This is a genomic window from Streptomyces tendae (assembly GCF_014650435.1).
Lineage (GTDB): Bacteria > Actinomycetota > Actinomycetes > Streptomycetales > Streptomycetaceae > Streptomyces > Streptomyces tendae.
This window is the reverse complement of the sequence record NZ_BMUY01000001.1, coordinates 518,489-536,985: the sequence shown is the minus strand read 5'-3', so window position 1 is coordinate 536,985 and position 18,497 is coordinate 518,489. Positions and strand designations below refer to the sequence as shown.

Genomic DNA, 18,497 nt, shown 5'->3' with positions numbered 1-18,497 from the left:
TCCCTACGACCGGCGCGATGGCCGGCACGCGCGGGTGGCGGTCCGGGAGGTTCCGGTGAACCGGCCCCGGCGCGAGGCCGCCGCGCGGCAGATCATGGAGCAGTCGCCGCCGCGGGTACCGCCCGACCTCTGTGCGGAGGCCGTCCGCCGAGGCGGCCGCATGCTGCGCCGCAGGACCGCCGCCCGCCGCCTGATGTGGCTGCTGCTGGGCGCCGCGGCCGTGGCGTTCACCGTCTGGGCGCTGACGGTGCAGCCGTGGGTGGAGCCGCCCTCGGAGACGACCCCACCCGTGACCGGCTGGGAGGGCTGGTGAGCCCTCTCCCCCTCTGCCTCCGCTAGCCCAGCGCCTGCTGGAGGTCGGCCAGGAGGTCGTCGGCGTTCTCGATGCCGACCGACAGCCGCACCAGGTCGGCGGGCACCTCAAGGGCGGAGCCGGCCGCGGAGGCGTGCGTCATCCGGCCCGGGTGCTCGATCAGCGACTCGACGCCGCCGAGGGACTCGCCGAGCGTGAAGACCTTCGCGCGGTTGCACACCTCGACGGCGGCCTGCTCGCCGCCCTCCACGCGGAAGGACACCATGCCGCCGAACGCCTTCATCTGCTTGGCGGCGACCTCGTGCCCCGGGTGCTCGGGCAGCCCCGGGTACAGCACGCGCGTCACGCGCGCGTGCCGGGAGAGCATCTCGGCGACCTTGCTCGCGTTCTCGCTGTGCCGGTCCATGCGCACCGCGAGGGTCTTGGTGCCCCGCAGCACCAGCCAGGAGTCGAAGGGCCCCGCGACCGCGCCCATCGCGTTCTGGTGGAAGGCCAGCTCCTCGCCCAGCTCCTGGTCGCCCACGATCAGCGCGCCGCCGACCACGTCCGAGTGCCCTCCCATGTACTTGGTCAGCGAGTGCACGACGACGTCGGCGCCCAGCGCCAGCGGCTGCTGGAGGTAGGGGGTGGCGAAGGTGTTGTCGACGACGAGCCGGGCGCCGGCGTCCCGGGCGACCTGCGCGATCTGCGCGATGTCGGTGATGCCGAGCAGCGGGTTCGAGGGCGTCTCCACCCACACGGCCTTGGTCTTCGGGGTGAGTGCGGCCCGCACGGCGGCGGCGTCGCCGGTGTCGGCCACGGACCACTCGACGCCCCACCGGGTGGCGACCTTGGCGAAGAGCCGGAAGGTGCCGCCGTACGCGTCGTTCGGGATCACCACGTGGTCGCCCGGGCGCAGCAGCGTACGCAACAGGCAGTCCTCGGCCGCCAGTCCGGACGCGAACGCGAGGCCTCGCCTGCCGCCCTCCAGGGCGGCGAGGTTCTCCTCCAGGGCCGTACGGGTCGGGTTGGCGCTGCGGCTGTACTCGTAGCCGCCGCGCAACCCGCCGACGCCGTCCTGCTTGTAGGTCGACACCTGATAGATCGGCGGGACGACCGCGCCCGTCAGGGGATCGGCGGTGTTGCCCGCGTGGATCGCGAGCGTCTCGAAGTGCTGACTGATGTGCCTGTCGCTCATGGGCACCGAGGGTAGCCGTGCGGAACGCCTCGCGGGTTTTCCACAGGGCGGGGGACAGGTTGGCCAATTGTCGGCGGCGTCTGGTTCGCTTGAGACATGGAGATTCTCTGGGTCCTGATGGCACTGGTCATGCTCGGCTTCGTGCTGCTCCAAATCTCGCGGCGCCGGCGCGGTGCGGTCGGCCTGGTCGAGCCCGGCCACCCGGACGCCGCCGACCCCGCGAACTACGGCTTCGCCCGCGAGGAGGAGCTGGACATCCGCATGCCGGGTCCCGACGAGGACCTGCTGGACGTCCTGGACCTGGTGCAGCGCACCCAGGACTACCGGGGGGCGCAGCAGCTCCTGGCCGGTACGGAGGCAAAGGGCGAGCGGCGCTGGCAGCGCGTGCAGGCCTTCGCGGGCGCCGCGTCGCTGGAGCTGCGGCAGCGGCCCGGCGGGGTCGGCGAGACACCGGGCGGGCAGTGGCTGCGGGTGTGGCGGGCGGAGGCGCCCAAGGACGCGGGGGGCGCGGCGGTGCACGCCGAGTTCCTGGTGCAGCAGGCGTGGCGGACGGCGACGCCGGGCTCGGACGACTTCCGGATCATCATGGAGGAGGCGAAGGCGGCCTGCGGCGAGGCGGCCCTGCTCGCGCCCGGGGACCCGGTCCCCTACATCGTCGAGCTGTCGGTGGCCCGCGGCCTCGGCTATCCGCGCGAGGAGTTCGAGCAGCTCTGGCTGAAGATCCTGGACCGCGCCCCCAACCACATGGGCGCGCACCTGGCCGCCCTGCAGTACTGGTGCGAGAAGTGGCACGGCTCGCGCGAGCTGGCGTACTCCTTCGCGGAGGCGGCGGCCGCCCGTGCCCCGCGGGGTTCCCTGCTGGCGGCGATGCCGCTGTTCGCGGTCTTCGAGCACCTGCCCGAGGTCAACCTGGTCAGCGGTTTCTACCAGAGCGAGGTCGTCACCAAGGCCGTCCACGGCGCGCTGCACGCGGTCCACTCGGCCGACCGGGACGACCCGATGCAGGCGCACGTCCGCCACCTTCTGGTCTTCTTCCTGGTCCGCGGCGAGCGCTGGGCCGAGGCGATGAACCAGCTGATGGTCATAGACGGCCACGTCGGCGCCCTGCCCTGGACGCTGTCGAGCGACCCGGCGGCGGAGTTCGCGGTCTACCGTGCGCTGGCGGTGGCGGGGTACGAGGCGAACGGCGGCAGCCCGGCGACGCTGCCGCACTGAGCGCCGCCCCACGACGAACGGTCCGGCCGCAACCGGCCGGACCGCTTCTCGGTGAGCGCCTCAGCGCTCGCTAGCCCTCGCTGCGGACGGGCAGCCGCCATCCCGGACGCGGGAAGTGGCAGGTGTACCCGTCCGGGTAGCGCTGCAGGTAGTCCTGGTGCTCCGGCTCGGCCTCCCAGAAGGGGCCGACCGGCTCCACCTCGGTGACGACCTTGCCGGGCCACAGTCCGGAGGCGTCCACGTCCGCGATCGTGTCCTCGGCGATCCGCTTCTGCTCGTCGTCCACGTAGTAGATCGCCGAGCGGTAGCTGAGGCCGATGTCGTTGCCCTGGCGGTTCTTGGTGCTCGGGTCGTGGATCTGGAAGAAGAACTCCAGGATCGCGCGGTAGTCGGTCGCCTCGGGGTCGAAGAGGATCTCGATGGCCTCCGCGTGCGTGCCGTGGTTGCGGTATGTCGCGTTCGGCACGTCACCCCCGGTGTAGCCGACCCGGGTCGCGGTCACGCCCGGGAGCCGACGGATCAGCTCCTCCATCCCCCAGAAGCATCCGCCCGCCAGCACGGCCCTCTGTGTCTGCGCAGCCATCGCGGCCCTCCAAAATCTCTCGGCTCGGTCGTCCGGGCCCCTCGGCCCGCACGTCACCGGCCTCCATGCCCACGCTGTGTGCAACACGCGGGGGTCCACAAGGATTCCACGCCGCCGGGCAACCACTCATCCCGCAGCCTCCCGCAACGGTGGCAGCGCTGCGTCAAGCCGTCAGGCAGATCACGCCACGACCATGTGGCCGGCGGTATCCCGGCCACATGGTGGCGGAAGTGGAACGCCTGCTTTAGCCGTGCCGAAAACCGGTGGCCCCGGTTGAAGCCGTTCCTGACGGGACGCTGCTGTCCATCGACCGAGTTGCCGCCGGCACCCCGTACCACTCCGAAGTGGCTCGACCATTCGGCTGCGGTTGCCTCGCCCGCCTCGCCGCCACGCGGTTTCGTCGAGACGGACGCGTGCCGAAGACCGGGGCAGCGGTGGCCTCGGGGCTCGGCTACGAAACAAGGTGGACGGAGTATGCCCATGCCCCCCGTACGCGGACTCATAGCGGGCCGCCGACGTCGTACCGCGGTCATCGCGGTGTTGGTGACCTGCCCGGCGATATTGACCGGGCCCGGCATCGCCTCGGCCGGCGGTGCGCCCACGCCTTCTGTGCCCGCCCCGCATCTGGACTGGAGTCGGTGCGTCCCGGGCAGTGAGTTCGACTGCGCTACCGCGAAGGTGCCGCTGGACTACGACGATCCCGGTGGTCGCACCATCGAGCTGGCCGTCGTCAAGCGGAGGGCAACCGACCCCGGTCGGCGCATCGGCACTCTGTTCTTCAACCCCGGCGGCCCTGGCGGTCCGGGAACGGTGCAGATGCCGCAGAACTACGATGCCTTCCCGAGCGAGGTGCGGGAGCGGTTCGACATCGTCAGCTGGGACCCCCGCGGGGTCGGCAGCAGCACCGCGGTGAACTGCTTCGCGAATTCCGAGGAAGCCTCCGACTGGAGTGCCAACCATGCGGCGGGCTTCCCGGTCGGCGAGAAGGAGCGGGCGGCCTTCATCGCCGCGTACAAGGATCTGTCCCGGCGCTGTGAGCAGCGTGCCCCCGGACTCCTGCGCCATGTGTCGACCGCCGACACCGCCCGCGACCTCGACCGGCTCCGCCGGGCGGTGGGCGACCGGCAGCTCACCTACCAGGGGATCTCCTACGGCACGATCCTGGGCGCCACGTACGCCAACATGTTCCCCGACAAGGTCCGCGCCATGGTCCTCGACAGCAACTGGGACCCGCAGGCATGGACGAACCACGCCTTGGACGACGAGCCCCGGCTCACGAGTTTCCTGCGTATGGGCTCGGACCGCTCCGCGGCAGCCACCGTGGACCAGTTCCTCACGCTGTGCGGGTCCGCCTCCACCGGGCGCTGCGCCTTTTCCGCCGGCGGCCCGGAGGCGACCAGGGAGAAGTTCGACCGGTTGCTGCAGCGGCTCCGTAAGCATCCCGTGGGCTCATGGACCTATGCCGGCACGGTCGCCGACGTGGTGAACAGCCTCTACGTCGTCCACCCCGGGTGGACCCAGCTCGCCGGCAGGCTGCAGGACCTGTGGCAGGGCCGCGTCCCGGAGCCGCCCGCCTTCCCGCCCGCACCGGCGGTCCCTGATCCGAATCCGTACGTGGGCGAGGAACAGGGCGCCGCAGTACTCTGCGGCGACAGCCCCAATCCGCGTGACCCCGGTGTTTACCACGCCCTCGAGAAGGCCAGCGCCACCCGTGCCGGCGACGCCGGACGCTTCTGGACCTGGGCCACCGAGGGGTGCGCCTCCTGGCCGACCGCCGCCGCCGACAGGTACAGCGGCCCGTGGAACAAGCCGACGGCACACCCCGTCCTGGTGGTCGGCACCCGCTACGACCCCTCCACGCCCTACTCGGCCTCGCAGGCCATGGCCAAGGAGCTGGCCGACGCCCGCCTCCTCACCCTCGACGGACACGGGCACACCGCCCTGCTCAACCCCAGCAGGTGCGTCAAGGACCACGAGAGCCGCTACTTGATCGACGGCACCCTCCCGCCAGTCGGAACAACGTGCAGACAGGACACGCCCCCCTTCTCCGCACCCAAACCGACGGGCGGAGTCACCACGGGCGGCGGCTGGATGGCCGGCATCCTCGCCTGAGCATGCGCCAGCCCCGGTCTTGGCACGCGCCGTCGGTCTCGCTCCACGATGCTCACGGAGCCATTCCGAGCGGTTTTCCCACCGAAGCCGACACGTCGAACTCACGGCAAGAGGGCCCTGGAGCGGTTCGGACGGTGGAGGTTGGGAACGCTGCTCGACATGGATCAAGCCGTCGTTTCCTGTGGATGATGTACCGCTGCGGATGGGCCCCGACGGACGGCCAGGAGGCCGTCCTGGCCGTCGAGATCGACCGCGAGGGCTTCGAGAGGGACCTGCGCAACGCGTGTCTGTCGAGCTACCAGCGCTGCGTGCACCCCGACCGAGCCACCTGGCAGCGCGAGTTGAAGCGCTCGCCCACCCGCGTCCAGTGGGACCCCGAACGCGACCTGCGCCTGCGGCCCCTGCCCTACCGCTCCCTGCAACTCGGACTCTCCGGCGAGGCCGCACGCCGGAACGCCGACGAGTGGGCGGTCGCCATCCGCGACCTGACCCCTCTCGCCCACCAGAGCCACGCCCTCGTACGCGACGACGACCTCGACTCGGCGCGGGACCTGCTGCCGCGGGAGGAGCCGCATCCCGCCGCGGAAGGACCACTGAGGAGCCTGCGACCGTGACGGACCACTCCCCCGGAGCACTCGCCGCTCTGTGGCGGGCCCGGCGCCCGTCGGGACCGCCCGTCACCCACACGTTCCGCAGCACGTACGCCGACCGTTGGGTCCGTTTCCACAGCCTCCCCGGTTCGAAGCGGTATCCGGAGTCCGAGGACGAGTACGCGGTCGTGCTGCACCGGTACAACACCGTGCTCGACGAGTTGTTCGCCGACCGAGACGTGTACGTCGTGACCTCGGACTGGTCCGGTACGCCCGACGGACCGGCCGCTTTCCCGACGCCACGGCGGGAGCTCCACCCCAACGGCGTCCGCTGGTGGACCGAATCGGACGAGGAGGACCCCGACCCGGCCTTTCACACCCACACACGCTTTTACGCGGACCGGCGGCCCTGGCGGAGCGGCTGCGTCGACGCCCTGCTGCGCGCGGTGGCCGACGAGGCGCTCGTCGAGGTGTTCGTCACGGACACGGAGCTCCGCCGCATCCACGCCCCTTACGACGGCGGGGCGGACGTCGTTCTCGCCACGCCCGGCGAACGCGACCGGCTTCGCGGCCGTCACGTGGACTGGCTGTCCAGCACGCCTTCCGGACTGTGAGGAAGTCACGATGTCCCGGGCCGAGAAGCCGGCTCCCACCGAGCCGTCGGAGCCCGAGCCGGACCTCTCGCCGTATCGGCGCGCGATGCGGGACCGGCTGCTCGCGGCGCCGACGGCCGACGCAGACATCGCCGGGCTCTTCGGCGGCGGCACACCACGACCGGCGACGGTTGGACCCTCGGATCCCGATGAACGCCCGGGCGGGATCGGGGCGCGAGCCGGGTCGTGAGCCCGGCGCCCCCCGGCAGTCTCGTGTCGGCGGCGTCTCAGTCCACCTCGACGCCGAAGTCGCGCAGCAGTTCCTCCAGGCCGCCGGTGTAGCCTTTCCCGCCCACTACGAAGTCCCAGTCGCCGGTGGACCTGCGGCGGAAGGAGCCGAGGACCAGGGCGGTCTCGTGCGGGCGGCCGTCGGAGACCTGGAGTTGGCCCAGCTCCGTCAGGGCCGGGTCGAGGAGGCGGATGCGGGCGTCCGTGAAACCGGACAGGTCGGCGTCCGGATTGACCTCCGGGTCGACCGCTGCCACCAGCACGAGGCGGTCGGCGTCGGCCGGCAGGGTGTCGAACGAGGCACAGAGCGCGGCCTTGTCGGGTGCGGTGGCGGACAGTGTCCGTACCGAGCCGTCCGGGGTCCGCGGGTTGTTGTAGAAGACGAAGTGGTCGTCGGTCAGGATCCGGTTGCCCCGGCACACCAGGGCGCACACGTCCAGGGCGACGCTCCCGGACCAGGACATGCCGAGGATGTTGTAGTCGTCGGGCACCGACGGGTCCGGGGCGGGCGGCGGGGTTGAGGCTGGGCGGCCGCCGTCGCCCAGCCGGCCGCGCAGGCCGTGGCGGTGCAGCAGGTCGACGAGTTCGGCCCCCGAGACCAGCTCCAGCGGCTTGCCGTTGGCGAAGGTGTGCGAGCCGGGGCCGAAGCCCGAGGTGGTGACGAGGACGCCCTTGTTCGCCCCGGCGTCCTGGACGGTCCCGTACAGGTCGCGGACGGCGGTGGGCGGCACCGTGCTGCGGTACCGCTTCACCTGGACGACGATCTGCCCGCCCCGGATCGGGGTCGGGTCCAGCGCGTGGACGTCCACCCCGCCGTCGTTGGAGCGTTGCGTGGTGACCGCCCGCATCCCCATGGCCTCGAACAGCTCGGCCACGAGGCCCTCGAAGGCGATCGGGTCCATCTCGTACAGATCGGGTTCCTCGACGTCGCCGTGGGTGGTGACCCGGTGGCCGACCTCCTCGGGCCGACGGCCCGGCCTGATCGCGACGAGCTGGTCCGGGCGGGCCGACACCTGTCCGCGCAGCGCGTCGGCCAGGCAGCTCTCCGCGTCCACCTGGGCCAGGTGCAGTTCGCGGAAGGAGGAACGCTCGGCCATGACGGTGGCCAGGAAGATGCGGTCCGGCCGGCCCGTCGTGGGGTCGTGTCCGTCGACGAAGCCGTTGAGGGCCACCGACTCCAGGGCGCCGGACTCGTCGGCGGCGAACAGTTCGTGCAGCACGAGGAGCACGCACTGCGCGATGACTTCCTTGTAGAGGGCCCTGCGCTGTCCCACCGGTCGGGGGGTTTCCCGGTACTGGTCGGCCGCGTACATGTACCGCACGTACTTGGACTGCGGGACGACATCGCCCGCGGGCAGCTCCCAGTCGAGCACCAGTTGCCGGGCCACGGGGTCGTAGGTCATGGCGACCCAACGGGGGAACCCCTCGGGCCAGGCCGTCGAGGTGTACAGAGCCGCAGAGAAGTACTCGACCACGGCTTCGGGCTCCCGGCGTCCGACGCCTTCGATCACCGCGGCCAGGGACGGCAGCTCTTCGGCGCGCATGAGCGCGGAGGGCCGGAAGACCGATGCCCGGCACCCCGAGGCCAGCAGGTCCTGGAGCATCGCGACCCGTGCGTCCAGCTCCTCGGTTCGGCGGATCGCGTCGGCCTGCTTGTATTCACGATAGCTCTGAGCGGCTCGCCGCTCGTAGGCCCGCGCCTCCCGGGCCTCCTGTCTGTGCTGCCGTGCCTCGGCCTCCAGCCGGCGCTGTCGCTGCCGCTGCATCTCGGCCCAGACCCCGAAGGGCCCCGTGGTGCGACGACTCATGGGTTGTCAGCCCTCCCCCCCTGCACCGGTTGTCCCCACAACCAGTTGTAGCGGGTCGACTTTATCCAGCAATCGCTGCCGCGCACATCCACTCGCCGCCCTTCGCGACCGGGCCGGGATCAGTCCGCAGCGCGCAGCCCCGCGATCAGGGTGCGTACCAACTGCCGGGCGTCGTAACTCGGGTTGGGGGTCTCCGCGCCGATGCAGAGGTTGCCGACGCCGCGCATGAGCGCCAGGGGCGGTACGTCGGTGTCGATCTCGCCGGAGTCGGCGGCGGCGGCGAGGAGGTCGGTGCAGACGGGGACGAGGCGGTCGAGGAAGTACGCGTGGAGGGTCTCGAAGCCGGCGCTGTCGGACTGGAGGACCGCGGCGAGGCCGTGCTTGGTGACCAGGAAGTCGACGAACTGGTCGATCCAGCTCGCGAGCGCGGCGTACGGGGTGGGGCTGCTCGCCAGCAGGGCGGGGCCGGCCTCGGCGCATGCCTCCACCTGGTGCCGGTAGACGCCGATGATGAGGTCCGCCCGGGTCGGGAAGTGGCGGTAGATCGTGGCCGTGCCGACGCCGGCCTCGGCCGCGATGTCGCGTACGGGGGCCTCCACGCCCGATCTGACGAACACCGCGGCGGCCGCGTCGAGCAGGGTCTTCTCGTTGCGCCGGGCGTCCGCGCGCTTGGGCCGGGAGGCCGCCTGTCCCGTCGCCGCTTCGCCGTCCTTCACCGTGCCGTTCCCTTCACCGATTGATAAACGGGACACCGTTCCGTATTGTTGGGCGAGTAAACGGGACGGCGTTCCGCTTGGTGTCCTCATGATGCCAGAGCGTCGAGCCCGCCACCAAGTCATGCCTCGACCCCTACGAAGCCACTCCCATACGCAGGCCACCCCAGTGGAGGAACCGTCATGCAGTACCGCACCTTGGGCCGCACCGGTGTGCAGGTCAGCTCGCTCGCGCTCGGCGCCATGAACTTCGGCAGCATCGGGCGTACCACCCAGGACGAGGCCACCGCCATCGTCGACGCCGCCCTGGAGAGCGGGATCAACCTCATCGACACCGCCGACATGTACGGCCGCGGCGAGTCGGAGGAGATGGTCGGCAAGGCGATCGCCGGGCGCCGCGACGATATCGTGCTGGCCACGAAGGCGTACATGCCGATGAGCGACGAGCCCAACCACCAGGGCGCCTCGCGTCGCTGGCTGGTCACCGAGCTGGACAACAGCCTGCGCCGGCTCGGCGTCGACCACGTGGATCTCTACCAGATCCACCGGTGGGACCCGAACACGAGTGACGAGGAGACCCTGTCCGCGCTCACCGATCTGCAGCGCGCCGGGAAGATCCGGTACTTCGGGTCCTCCACCTACCCCGCGTATCGGATCGTCGAGGCGCAGTGGGCCGCCCGCGAGCACCGGCTGGGCCGCTATGTCACCGAGCAGCCCAGCTATTCCATGCTCCAGCGCGGCATCGAGAGCCATGTGCTGCCCGTGACCGAGCAGTACGGGCTCGGCGTGCTGGTGTGGAGCCCGCTGGCCTCCGGATGGCTGTCCGGGGCGGTGCGCGCGGGACGCGAGGTCGCCACGCACCGGTCGGCGGTCCTGCCCGAGCGCTTCGACACCGCGCTGCCCGCCAACCGGGCCCGGCTCGACGCCGTCGAGAAGCTGGCCGCGGTCGCCGACGAGGCCGGGCTCACCCTGATCCAGCTCGCGCTCGGTTTCGTCACCGCGCATCCGGGCGTCACCGCCGCGCTCGTCGGGCCCCGCACCCTGGACCACCTCCACTCCCAGCTCGCCGCCGCCGACACCGTGCTCTCCGACGACGTCCTCGACGCGATCGACGCGATCGTCCCGCCGGGCACGGATCTGGCCGCGCACGAGAAGTTCGACACCACGCCCGCGCTTCTCGACCCGGCGCTGCGCCGCCGGCGCCACCCGGCGGCCCGCTGAACGGCGGACGCCGAGCCGTCAGCGCCCCGGGCGGCCCGCCCCTGCCCCCACCTCACCGCGCCCCCGGGAGCGGTACACGACGTAGGGCCGCACCAGATAGCCCAGCGGCACCGTGAAGGCGTGCACCAGACGGGTGAAAGGCCACAGGGCGAACAGGGCCATGGCGAGGAGCGCGTGCAGGCGGTACACCAGCGGCGCCTCGGCCATGGCGGTCACGTCCGGGTCCAGGGCGAACAGGCTGCGGAACCAGACCGAGACGCCGAGCCGGTAGTCGTACGTGGACCGGGCCGTCGCACCGGACGCGGTGGCCGTCAGTCCGGCGAGGACGACCGTGATCAGCACCGGGTAGACCACCCGGTCGCTGCGGCTGGTCGCGGCCCGGATCGCGGGGGTCCGCAGGCGGCGGTGGAGCAGGAGCGCGAGGCCCGCCAGCGTGGCCAGGCCCGCCGTGCCGCCCGCGATCAGGGCGTTGGCGTGGTACAGGTGCTCGCTGACGTGGAGGCGGTCGGTCAGCGACTCGGGGACCAGGAGGCCTGCGACGTGGCCGGCGATCACGAACAGCAGACCGTAGTGGAAGAGCGGGCCGGCCACCCGCAGCAGCCGGCTCTCGTGCAGTTGGCTGGAGCGGGTGGTGAAGCCGAAGCGGTCGTAGCGGTAGCGCCAGGCCGTGCCCGCCACCAGCACCACCAGGGTCAGGTAGGGCAGGACGCCCCACAGGGCGGTGTGCAGGTGCCTCATCGGCGGGCTCCTTCGTCGTTCGCCGGACCGGGCTGGGCGGGTTGCCCCGGCTGGGCGGGGAAGGGCCCCAGGACGTCCAGGCCCACCGCCTCGGCCGGCGGGCCGGTACGGGTCAGCCGCAGGGCCTCCTCGCGGCTGGCCGGTGCCTGGCCCGGCAGGCACCGGCAGACGGCCTGGAGGAGGGCGGCGTACGGGCTGCGGTGGGCTTCGAGGGCGTAGCGCAGGACCTCGATGGCGGCGCGGTGGTCCGTCAGCAGGGCGGTGCCGGGCTCGGGGGTGCGGGCGGCGAACTCCAGCATCAGCGGCAGGAAGTCGGGCAGTTCGTCGTCCGGGGGCAGCCAGCCGTGCGTGCGGTACACGGACTTGATGCGGGCCAGCGCGGCGCCCCGGCGGCGGGTGTCGCCGTCGGTGTAGTAGGTCAGGTAGAGGCAGCGGCGGCGACTGCGGTCGAAGGTGGCGACGTACCGGGCGGCGACGGCGAGGGGGTCCTCCCGCTCCGCCCGGTCGCAGAAGGAGAGCAGGAGCTGGATCTCGGGGCCGGGGAGCTCGGCGACCGTCTCGCGGACGGTGCGCGGGCGGCGGGGCCAGTCCCCGTCCGGGTAGCCGAGGAGCAGGGCGGCGGCCTGGAAGACCACCGCGGCGTTGGCGGTGTTCCCCGTGCGGCCGCGGCTCACAGTTCCGGCTCCGTCCGCACGGTGCCGCGGGCGCGCGGGAAGAGGCCGTCCGGGCGTCCCTTCCCGTTCCAGTTCAGGAGGTTGACCCGGCCGCGCAGCGCGGACGACGTGCCGGACCCGGCGGTCGGCGGCGCGTGGAAGGCGTCGGGGTCGAACTCGCCGAAGTCGGAGCCGAGGCCGGGGCCGCCCTCCGCGCCGTCCGGCATCATCCCCGGCCCGCCCACGCCGTCCAGGCTGCAGCCCGCCCCGGTGCCGCCGGGGTCGGGGACGGAGCCGGTGTAGGCGGTCGGGATGACGTACCGCTCGTCGTACTTGGCCAGCGCGAGCAGCCGGTACAGCTCCAGGATGCCGGGCTCGTCGAGACCGACCGACTCGGCGATCCGCGGGTCCTGCTCCTCGCCGAGGTTGACGCGCCGCATGTGGGAGCGCATCGCGGCCAGCCGGCACAGCGCGGCCTCGACGGGGCCCGGATCGCCCGCGGTGAAGAGTTCGGCGAGGTAGCCGAGGGGGATGCGCAGCGTGTCGATCGCGCCGAACAGCGCGGCCGGGTCCTCCCCGTCGTGTCCGCTGCCGGTGAGGGCGTCGACGACCGGGGAAAGCGGCGGGACGTACCAGACCATCGGCATCGTGCGGTACTCCGGGTGCAGCGGCAGCGCGACGCGGTAGCGGGTGATCAGCGCGTGCACCGGGGAGCGGCGCGCGGCCTCGACCCAGTCGTGCGGGATGCCGGAGGCTTCCGCCGCGCGGGCCACCTCGGGGTCGTCGGGGTCGAGGAAGCAGCCGAGCTGGGCCTCGTACAGGTCCTTCTCGTCGGTGACGGAGGCGGCGGCGCCGACCTCGTCGGGGTCGTAGAGCATGACGCCGAGGTAGCGCAGCCGGCCGACGCAGGTCTCGGAGCAGACGGTGGGGTCGCCGGCCTCGATGCGCGGGTAGCAGAAGGTGCACTTCTCGGCCTTGCCGGTGGCGTGGTTGAAGTAGACCTTCTTGTACGGGCAGCCACTGACGCACATCCGCCAGCCCCGGCAGCGGTCCTGGTCGACCAGGACGATGCCGTCCTCGACGCGCTTGTAGAGGGCGCCGGAGGGGCAGACGGCGACGCAGGACGGGTTGAGGCAGTGCTCGCAGATGCGGGGCAGGTAGAACATGAACGCGCGCTCGTAGTCGAGCCGGACCTGCTCGCTCATGCGGGCCAGCAGCGGGTCGGCGGCGAGTTGGTCGGGGCCGCCGCCGAGGTCGTCGTCCCAGTTGGGGCCCCAGGTGATGGCGGTGGGGTGGCCGTCGATCGCCGAGCGGGGCGGGGCGGTGGGGATGTCGTCGCCGAGGGGTGCGGTGGTGAGGTTCTCGTAGTCGTAGGTCCAGGGCTGGTAGTAGTCGTCCAGGGTGGGGAGTTCGGGGTTGGCGAAGAGCCGGGCGAGGCGGCGGGCGCGGCCGCCGGTGCGCGGGACGAGGCGCCCGCCCTTGAGCCGCCAGCCGCCCCTCCACTTCTCCTGGTCCTCGTGGCCGCGGGGGTAGCCCAGGCCGGGGCGGGTCTCGACGTTGTTGAACCAGGCGTACTCGGTGCCGGTGCGGTTGGTCCAGGTCTGTTTGCAGGTGACCGAGCAGGTGTGGCAGCCGATGCACTTGTCGAGGTTCATGACCATCGCCACCTGTGCCATGACGCGCATCAGTAGGTGACCTCCTGGGAGCGGCGCCGGATGGTGGTGACGGCGTCGCGCTGGTTGCCGGTGGGACCGTAGTAGTTGGGGGCGAAGGAGAGCTGGCCGTAGCCGCCGATCAGGTGGGTCGGCTTGACCAGCAGCTTGGTGAGGGAGTTGTGGACTCCGCCGCGGCGGCCGTTCGCCTCCGACTTGGGCACGTTCACCAGGCGTTCCTGGACGTGGTACATCAGCACCGTCCCGTCCGGGACGCGGTGCGAGACGATCGCGCGGGCGACGACGACGCCGTGCGCGTTGACGGCCTCCACCCAGTCGTTGTCGGCGGCGCCGATCGAATCGGCGTCGGCGGGGCTCATCCAGATGACGGGGCCGCCGCGGGCCAGGGTCTGCATCAGCAGGTTCTCCTGGTACTCGGAGTGGATGGACCACTTGGCGTGCGGGGTGAGGTAGCGGACGGTCACCGCGCGGCCGTCACCCTCGCCTACGGCCGTAGGGGCGTCGCCCAGCTCGGCCAGGTTCAGCGGGGGCCGGTAGACCGGGAGTTGCTCGCCCAGCTCGGCCATCCAGTCGTGGTCGACGTAGAAGTGCTGGCGGCCGGTGAGGGTGTGCCAGGGCTTCTTGTGCTCGGTGTTGACGGTGAAGGGCGAGTAGCGCCGGTCGGGCGACTCCTTGCCGGACCACTCGAAGCTCGCCCCGACCTGCACGGGCCGCTCCTGGGTGTCGGAGAAGACCACGCGCCGCTCCGCCACCGACGCGGCCAGCTCCGCGAGCCCGGCGCCGGCGCCGACCCGGTCGGCGAGGCGGTCGAAGCCCTCGGCGGCGAGGCGCCCGTTGGTGGTGCCGGACAGGGCGAGGATCGCCTCGCAGAACTTGACGTCGGTGTCGAGCAGGGGGCGGCCGTGAGCCGGTCCGGCGGGGGCCGTGCCGCAGCGGGCGGCGAGCCAGCGGGCCTCCTCGTGCGGGTTGACGGTGACGCCCTTGACGGTCATGCCGTGCTCCTCGGCCAGCGGCCCGAAGGCGGCGAGCCGATCGGCGACGGCCGTGTAGTCCCGTTCCACCAGGGAGACCTGAGGGGCGTTGCGGCCCGGCTCGACCGGGGTGCGTCCGTCGCGCCAGTCGGTGACCCGGCCGCCGGGCTGGGCGATCTCGCCGGGGGTGTCGTGCTGAAGGGCGGTGGCGAGCAGGTCGTACGCCGTGTCGAGGCGGCCGGCGGCGAGTTCGCTCAGGCGGCGGGCCAGCGAGTGGAAGATCTCGAAGTCGGTGCGGGCCTGCCACGGCGGGTTGATCGCGGGGCTGAAGGCGTGCACGAAGGGGTGCATGTCCGTGGAGGACAGGTCGTGCTTCTCGTACCAGGTGGCGGCGGGCAGCACGAGGTCGGAGAAGAGCGTCGTGGAGGTCATCCGGAAGTCGAGGCTCAGCAGCAGGTCGAGCTTGCCCTGCGGGGCGTCGTCCCGCCACGCGACCGACCGCGGCCGCCGCTCGGGCGGCGCCTCGTCGCTGGTCGCGCCGTCGCGGGCGCCGAGCAGGTGGCGCAGGAAGTACTCGTTGCCCTTGGCGGAGGAGCCGATGAGGTTGGCCCGCCACACGGTCAGCACACGCGGCCAGTTGCGCGGCGCGTCGGGGTCCTCGCAGGCGAAGTCGATCGCCCCGGAGCCGAGTTGATCCGCTACCCAGTCACCGGGCTCCTGTCCGCTCTCGCGGGCACGGCGGCCGAGGTCGAGCGGGTTGGCGTCGAAGGTCGGGTACGACGGCATCCAGCCGAGCCGGGCCGACTGGGCCACCAGGTCGGCGGTGTGCCGCCCGGCGAGGGTGCCGGGAGCGGTGGGCGACGCGAGGGCGTCGGCGGCGTGGGACTCGTACCGCCACTGGCCGGTGTGCAGGTACCAGTACGGGGTGCCCGCCATCTGCCGCGAGGGCCGGACCCAGTCGGCGGCCGTGGACAGCTGCTGCCAGCCGGTGTACGGGCGGACCTTCTCCTGGCCGACGTAGTGCGCCCAGCCGCCGCCGTTGACGCCCTGGCAGCCGGTGAGGATGAGCAGGGAGAGGAAGGAGCGGTAGATGGTGTCGGAGTGGAACCAGTGGTTGGTGCCCGCCCCCATGACGATCATGCAGCGGCCCCGGGTCTGCTCGGCGGTGCGCGCGAACTCCCGGGCGGCACGGACCGCCGCGTCGGCCGGGACGGAGGTGATGCGCTCCTGCCAGGCGGGGGTGCAGGGCGCGTCGGCGTCGTCGTAGCCGCCGGGCCACTGTCCGGCGAGTCCGGGGCGGGCCACGGCGTACTGGGCGAGCAGCAGGTCGTAGACGGTGGTGACGAGCCGGCCGCCGATCTCCCGGGCCGGTACGCCGCGCACGACGGTGGCACCCGGCTCGTCGAAGCGGGGCAGCACCACCTCGACACCGTTGTCACGGCCGCCGCCGGTGTGCCCGTGCAGGGTGAGCAGCGGGTCGACCCCGCCGAGGTCGAGGTTCCAGCGCCCCTGGCCGTCCTTGCCCCACCGGTCGCCGAGGGTGCCGTTGGGCACGACGACGTCGTCGGTGTCGGCGTCGATCAGCACCGGCATCCAGGCCCGTGCCCCGGCATCGGTGTGCCGGCCGAGCCCGAGGTCGGCGGCGGTGACGAACTTGCCGGGCGTGTACCTCCCCTGTGCGTGTTCGTCGAGGGCGACCAGGAAGGGCAGGTCGGTGAAGCGCTTGACGTAGTCGGTGAAGTACGGCACCTGCCGCCGCACGAAGAACTCGGTGAGCAGCACGTGCCCCATCGCCATGGCGAGCGCCCCGTCCGTGCCGGGGTGCGGGTGCAGCCACTCGTCGGCGAACTTGGTGGCGTCCGCGTAGTCCGGGGAGACGACGACGACCTTCTGCCCCCTGTAGCGGGCCTCCGCCATCCAGTGGGCGTCGGGGGTGCGGGTGACGGGGACGTTGGAGCCCCACAGCATCAGGTAGGCCGCGTCCCACCAGTCCCCCGACTCCGGTACGTCGGTCTGGTCGCCGAAGACCTGCGGGGAGGCGATCGGCAGGTCGGCGTACCAGTCGTAGAAGGAGATCATCGGGGCGCCGATGAGGGAGTGGTAGCGGGCGCCGACCGCGTGCGAGGCCATCGACATGGCGGGGATCGGGGAGAAGCCGGCGACCCGGTCGGGTCCGTACTCGGCGATCGTGTGCACCTGGGCGGCGGCGGCGATCTCGAGCGCCTCGTCCCAGTCGACGCGGACGAAGCCGCCGTGGCCGCGGGCGCGCTGGTAGCGGCGCCGCTTGTCGGGGTCGCCGGTCAGCTCGGCCCAGGCGGCCACGGGGTCGCCGCCGTGCCGGCGTTTGGCGTCCCGATACATTTCCACCAGGACACCGCGGGCCAACGGATGGCGAACACGGGTGGGCGAATAGGTGTACCAGGAAAAGGAGGCGCCGCGCGGGCAGCCGCGCGGCTCGTACTCGGGCCGGTCGGGACCGACGCTCGGATAATCCGTCTGCTGGGTTTCCCAGGTGATCAACCCGTCCTTGACGTACACCTTCCACGAGCAGGAACCCGTGCAGTTGACGCCGTGCGTGGAACGCACGACTTTGTCATGCGCCCACCGCTCCCGATAAGGACTGTCATTGACTTTCTGGTCCGTGCGGTACACGGCCCTCAGATCGAGGGTGGTCGGGGACCTCCGCAGCAGCTGACCGGCCTTCAGCAGCCGGTCGGCGGCGTCGGCCGCGGCCTTCGCCCTGCTTCGCACCACGTTGCCATCTCCTTGCGAACGCGACGGAGCGATGCCCGCCGGGTTCCGGCGGGCATGCTGTGTGCCGCATTCAGCATCGCGCCGAAATTCGCTGCAGAAACGGTATTTCAGCGCCCTTTGCGGAGGCGGGGACGAAGGTTTTCATTCGCTTTGCAATAGTTGTCATGCGCATATTCTTCGACTGCGCGGACTTTCGGCCAGAAATACCGGGGGAAGTCATCCGGCCGTTCCCTCCGCCAGGAATTCGGCCCACGTCAGCTTGCCGACCAGCGCGCCGTCCAGGGTGAGGTTCTCGCCAGAACGGTACGCGCGCCCCGCTTTCCCGGGGATGCGCACCGGCAGCCTCGGGCGTCGGCGTCCTCCGCGCACGTCGAGGTAGGAACGGGCCAGCGTGGCCAGATCGTGGACCTCGGGGCCGGTCATGTCGGGGACCCGGCCGGACGGCGCGGCCAGGGCCAGCTCGGTCAGGCGCGCGGCGACCTCGCGGGCGGCGACCGGTTGCAGGCGCAGCCCGCCCGGGGCCGGCAGGACCGGCAGCCGGGTCATCTTCTCGATCATCGTGAGGGTCAGCTCGTGGAACTGGGCCGCCCGCAGCACCGTCCAGCCGATGCCCGAGTCGGCGATCGCCCGCTCCGACTCCAGCTTGGTGCGCAGCCAGGCCAGCGGGACGCGGTCGGCGCCGACGACCGAGATGTACGCGAGGTGCCGTACGTCCGCGCGGGCGGCGGCGCGCACCAGGGTGCGGGTCGCCCCGTCGTCGCCCTTGGGGCCGCCCGCCAGGTGCAGGACGGTGTGCACGCCGTCGACGGCGGCCTCGACGCCCTCACCGGTGCGCAGGTCGCCGGTGACGTGGGTGATGCCGTCCGCGTCGGGGCGGGGGCGCCGGGTGAGGACGCGTACGTCCTGGCCGGCCGCCCGCAGCAGCGGGACGACGTGGCCGCCGAGGGTTCCCGTGCCGCCGGTGACCAGGAGGGGCGTCGTGGAGGTCGAGGGGTGGGTCATGGCTGCTGCTCCCGGTGTCCGTGGCGTCCGGGGCGCGGGGAGGGAGCCGATGTGGGACCGCCCCGCCCCGGACGTCCGCCGTTGTGTGTCGTG

Annotated in this window: 14 protein-coding genes and 1 pseudogene; 6 read left to right on the top strand and 9 right to left on the bottom strand. The window is 72.1% G+C overall.

Going from position 1 to position 18,497, the window contains the following annotated elements; translation table 11 throughout:
• The first annotated feature begins 55 nt into the window (after positions 1-55).
• Positions 56-313, top strand: coding sequence for a hypothetical protein (locus tag IE258_RS02520; RefSeq protein WP_123628568.1), 258 nt, complete (start codon positions 56-58; stop codon positions 311-313).
• A 22-nt stretch (positions 314-335) separates the two neighbouring features.
• On the opposite strand, the gene IE258_RS02515 is transcribed toward IE258_RS02520, so the two are convergent.
• Positions 336-1,490, bottom strand: a complete 1,155-nt coding sequence (locus IE258_RS02515; RefSeq protein ID WP_189738322.1) for a cystathionine gamma-synthase — start codon at positions 1,488-1,490, stop codon at positions 336-338.
• A 96-nt stretch (positions 1,491-1,586) separates the two neighbouring features.
• Between IE258_RS02515 and IE258_RS02510 the strand changes: the two genes are divergently transcribed.
• Positions 1,587-2,705: a hypothetical protein gene (locus IE258_RS02510; RefSeq protein ID WP_189738318.1), complete on the top strand. Its 1,119-nt coding sequence runs from the start codon at positions 1,587-1,589 to the stop codon at positions 2,703-2,705.
• Between the two features lie 70 nt (positions 2,706-2,775).
• Here IE258_RS02510 and msrA read toward each other — a convergent pair whose 3' ends face one another.
• Positions 2,776-3,288, bottom strand: a complete 513-nt coding sequence (gene msrA, locus IE258_RS02505; protein WP_115743911.1) for a peptide-methionine (S)-S-oxide reductase MsrA — start codon at positions 3,286-3,288, stop codon at positions 2,776-2,778.
• Positions 3,289-3,762: 474 nt separating this feature from the next.
• Between msrA and IE258_RS02500 the strand changes: the two genes are divergently transcribed.
• The 3 genes and pseudogenes from IE258_RS02500 to IE258_RS02490 all read left to right on the top strand — a co-directional run bounded on the left by IE258_RS02500 (position 3,763) and on the right by IE258_RS02490 (position 6,604).
• The gene (locus tag IE258_RS02500; RefSeq protein WP_189738315.1) at positions 3,763-5,400 is read left to right on the top strand and encodes an alpha/beta hydrolase; all 1,638 of its coding nucleotides are present in this window, start codon (positions 3,763-3,765) and stop codon (positions 5,398-5,400) included.
• A 142-nt stretch (positions 5,401-5,542) separates the two neighbouring features.
• Positions 5,543-6,014 (top strand): annotated as a pseudogene (locus IE258_RS02495) (DUF4291 family protein); the annotation flags it as partial.
• The gene (locus IE258_RS02490) at positions 6,011-6,604 is read left to right on the top strand and encodes a DUF3885 domain-containing protein (RefSeq protein WP_189738309.1); all 594 of its coding nucleotides are present in this window, start codon (positions 6,011-6,013) and stop codon (positions 6,602-6,604) included. The pseudogene IE258_RS02495 and the gene IE258_RS02490, both read left to right, overlap by 4 nt.
• A gap of 266 nt (positions 6,605-6,870) precedes the next feature.
• Here IE258_RS02490 and IE258_RS02485 read toward each other — a convergent pair whose 3' ends face one another.
• The gene (locus IE258_RS02485; RefSeq protein ID WP_189738306.1) at positions 6,871-8,679 is read right to left on the bottom strand and encodes a restriction endonuclease; all 1,809 of its coding nucleotides are present in this window, start codon (positions 8,677-8,679) and stop codon (positions 6,871-6,873) included.
• 119 nt (positions 8,680-8,798) lie between these two features.
• Positions 8,799-9,395 carry a TetR/AcrR family transcriptional regulator gene (locus tag IE258_RS02480; RefSeq protein WP_189738303.1) on the bottom strand — a complete coding sequence of 199 codons (597 nt, stop codon included), beginning with the start codon at positions 9,393-9,395 and terminating at the stop codon, positions 8,799-8,801.
• Positions 9,396-9,575: 180 nt separating this feature from the next.
• On the opposite strand from IE258_RS02480, the gene IE258_RS02475 reads away from it, so the two are divergent.
• Positions 9,576-10,613, top strand: a complete 1,038-nt coding sequence (locus IE258_RS02475) for an aldo/keto reductase (RefSeq protein WP_189738300.1) — start codon at positions 9,576-9,578, stop codon at positions 10,611-10,613.
• 18 nt (positions 10,614-10,631) lie between these two features.
• Here IE258_RS02475 and narI read toward each other — a convergent pair whose 3' ends face one another.
• The 5 genes from narI to IE258_RS02450 form a co-directional block, all read right to left on the bottom strand.
• Entirely contained in the window at positions 10,632-11,351 is a 720-nt protein-coding gene (gene narI, locus IE258_RS02470; protein ID WP_189738297.1) for a respiratory nitrate reductase subunit gamma, read from the bottom strand.
• On the bottom strand, positions 11,348-12,025 hold the full coding sequence (narJ, locus tag IE258_RS02465; protein WP_189738295.1) for a nitrate reductase molybdenum cofactor assembly chaperone: 678 nt from the start codon (positions 12,023-12,025) through the stop codon (positions 11,348-11,350). The genes narI and narJ overlap by 4 nt, the downstream gene beginning before the upstream one ends.
• Positions 12,022-13,689, bottom strand: a complete 1,668-nt coding sequence (narH, locus tag IE258_RS02460; RefSeq protein ID WP_189738292.1) for a nitrate reductase subunit beta — start codon at positions 13,687-13,689, stop codon at positions 12,022-12,024. The genes narJ and narH overlap by 4 nt, the downstream gene beginning before the upstream one ends.
• Positions 13,689-17,402, bottom strand: coding sequence for a nitrate reductase subunit alpha (locus IE258_RS02455; RefSeq protein WP_189738287.1), 3,714 nt, complete (start codon positions 17,400-17,402; stop codon positions 13,689-13,691). Before IE258_RS02455 ends, narH begins: the two co-directional genes overlap by 1 nt.
• Before the next feature lie 216 nt (positions 17,403-17,618).
• Positions 17,619-18,404 (bottom strand): SDR family oxidoreductase, encoded by a 786-nt coding sequence (locus tag IE258_RS02450; protein ID WP_189738284.1) that lies wholly within the window; start codon positions 18,402-18,404, stop codon positions 17,619-17,621.
• Between the last annotated feature and the right edge of the window lie 93 nt (positions 18,405-18,497).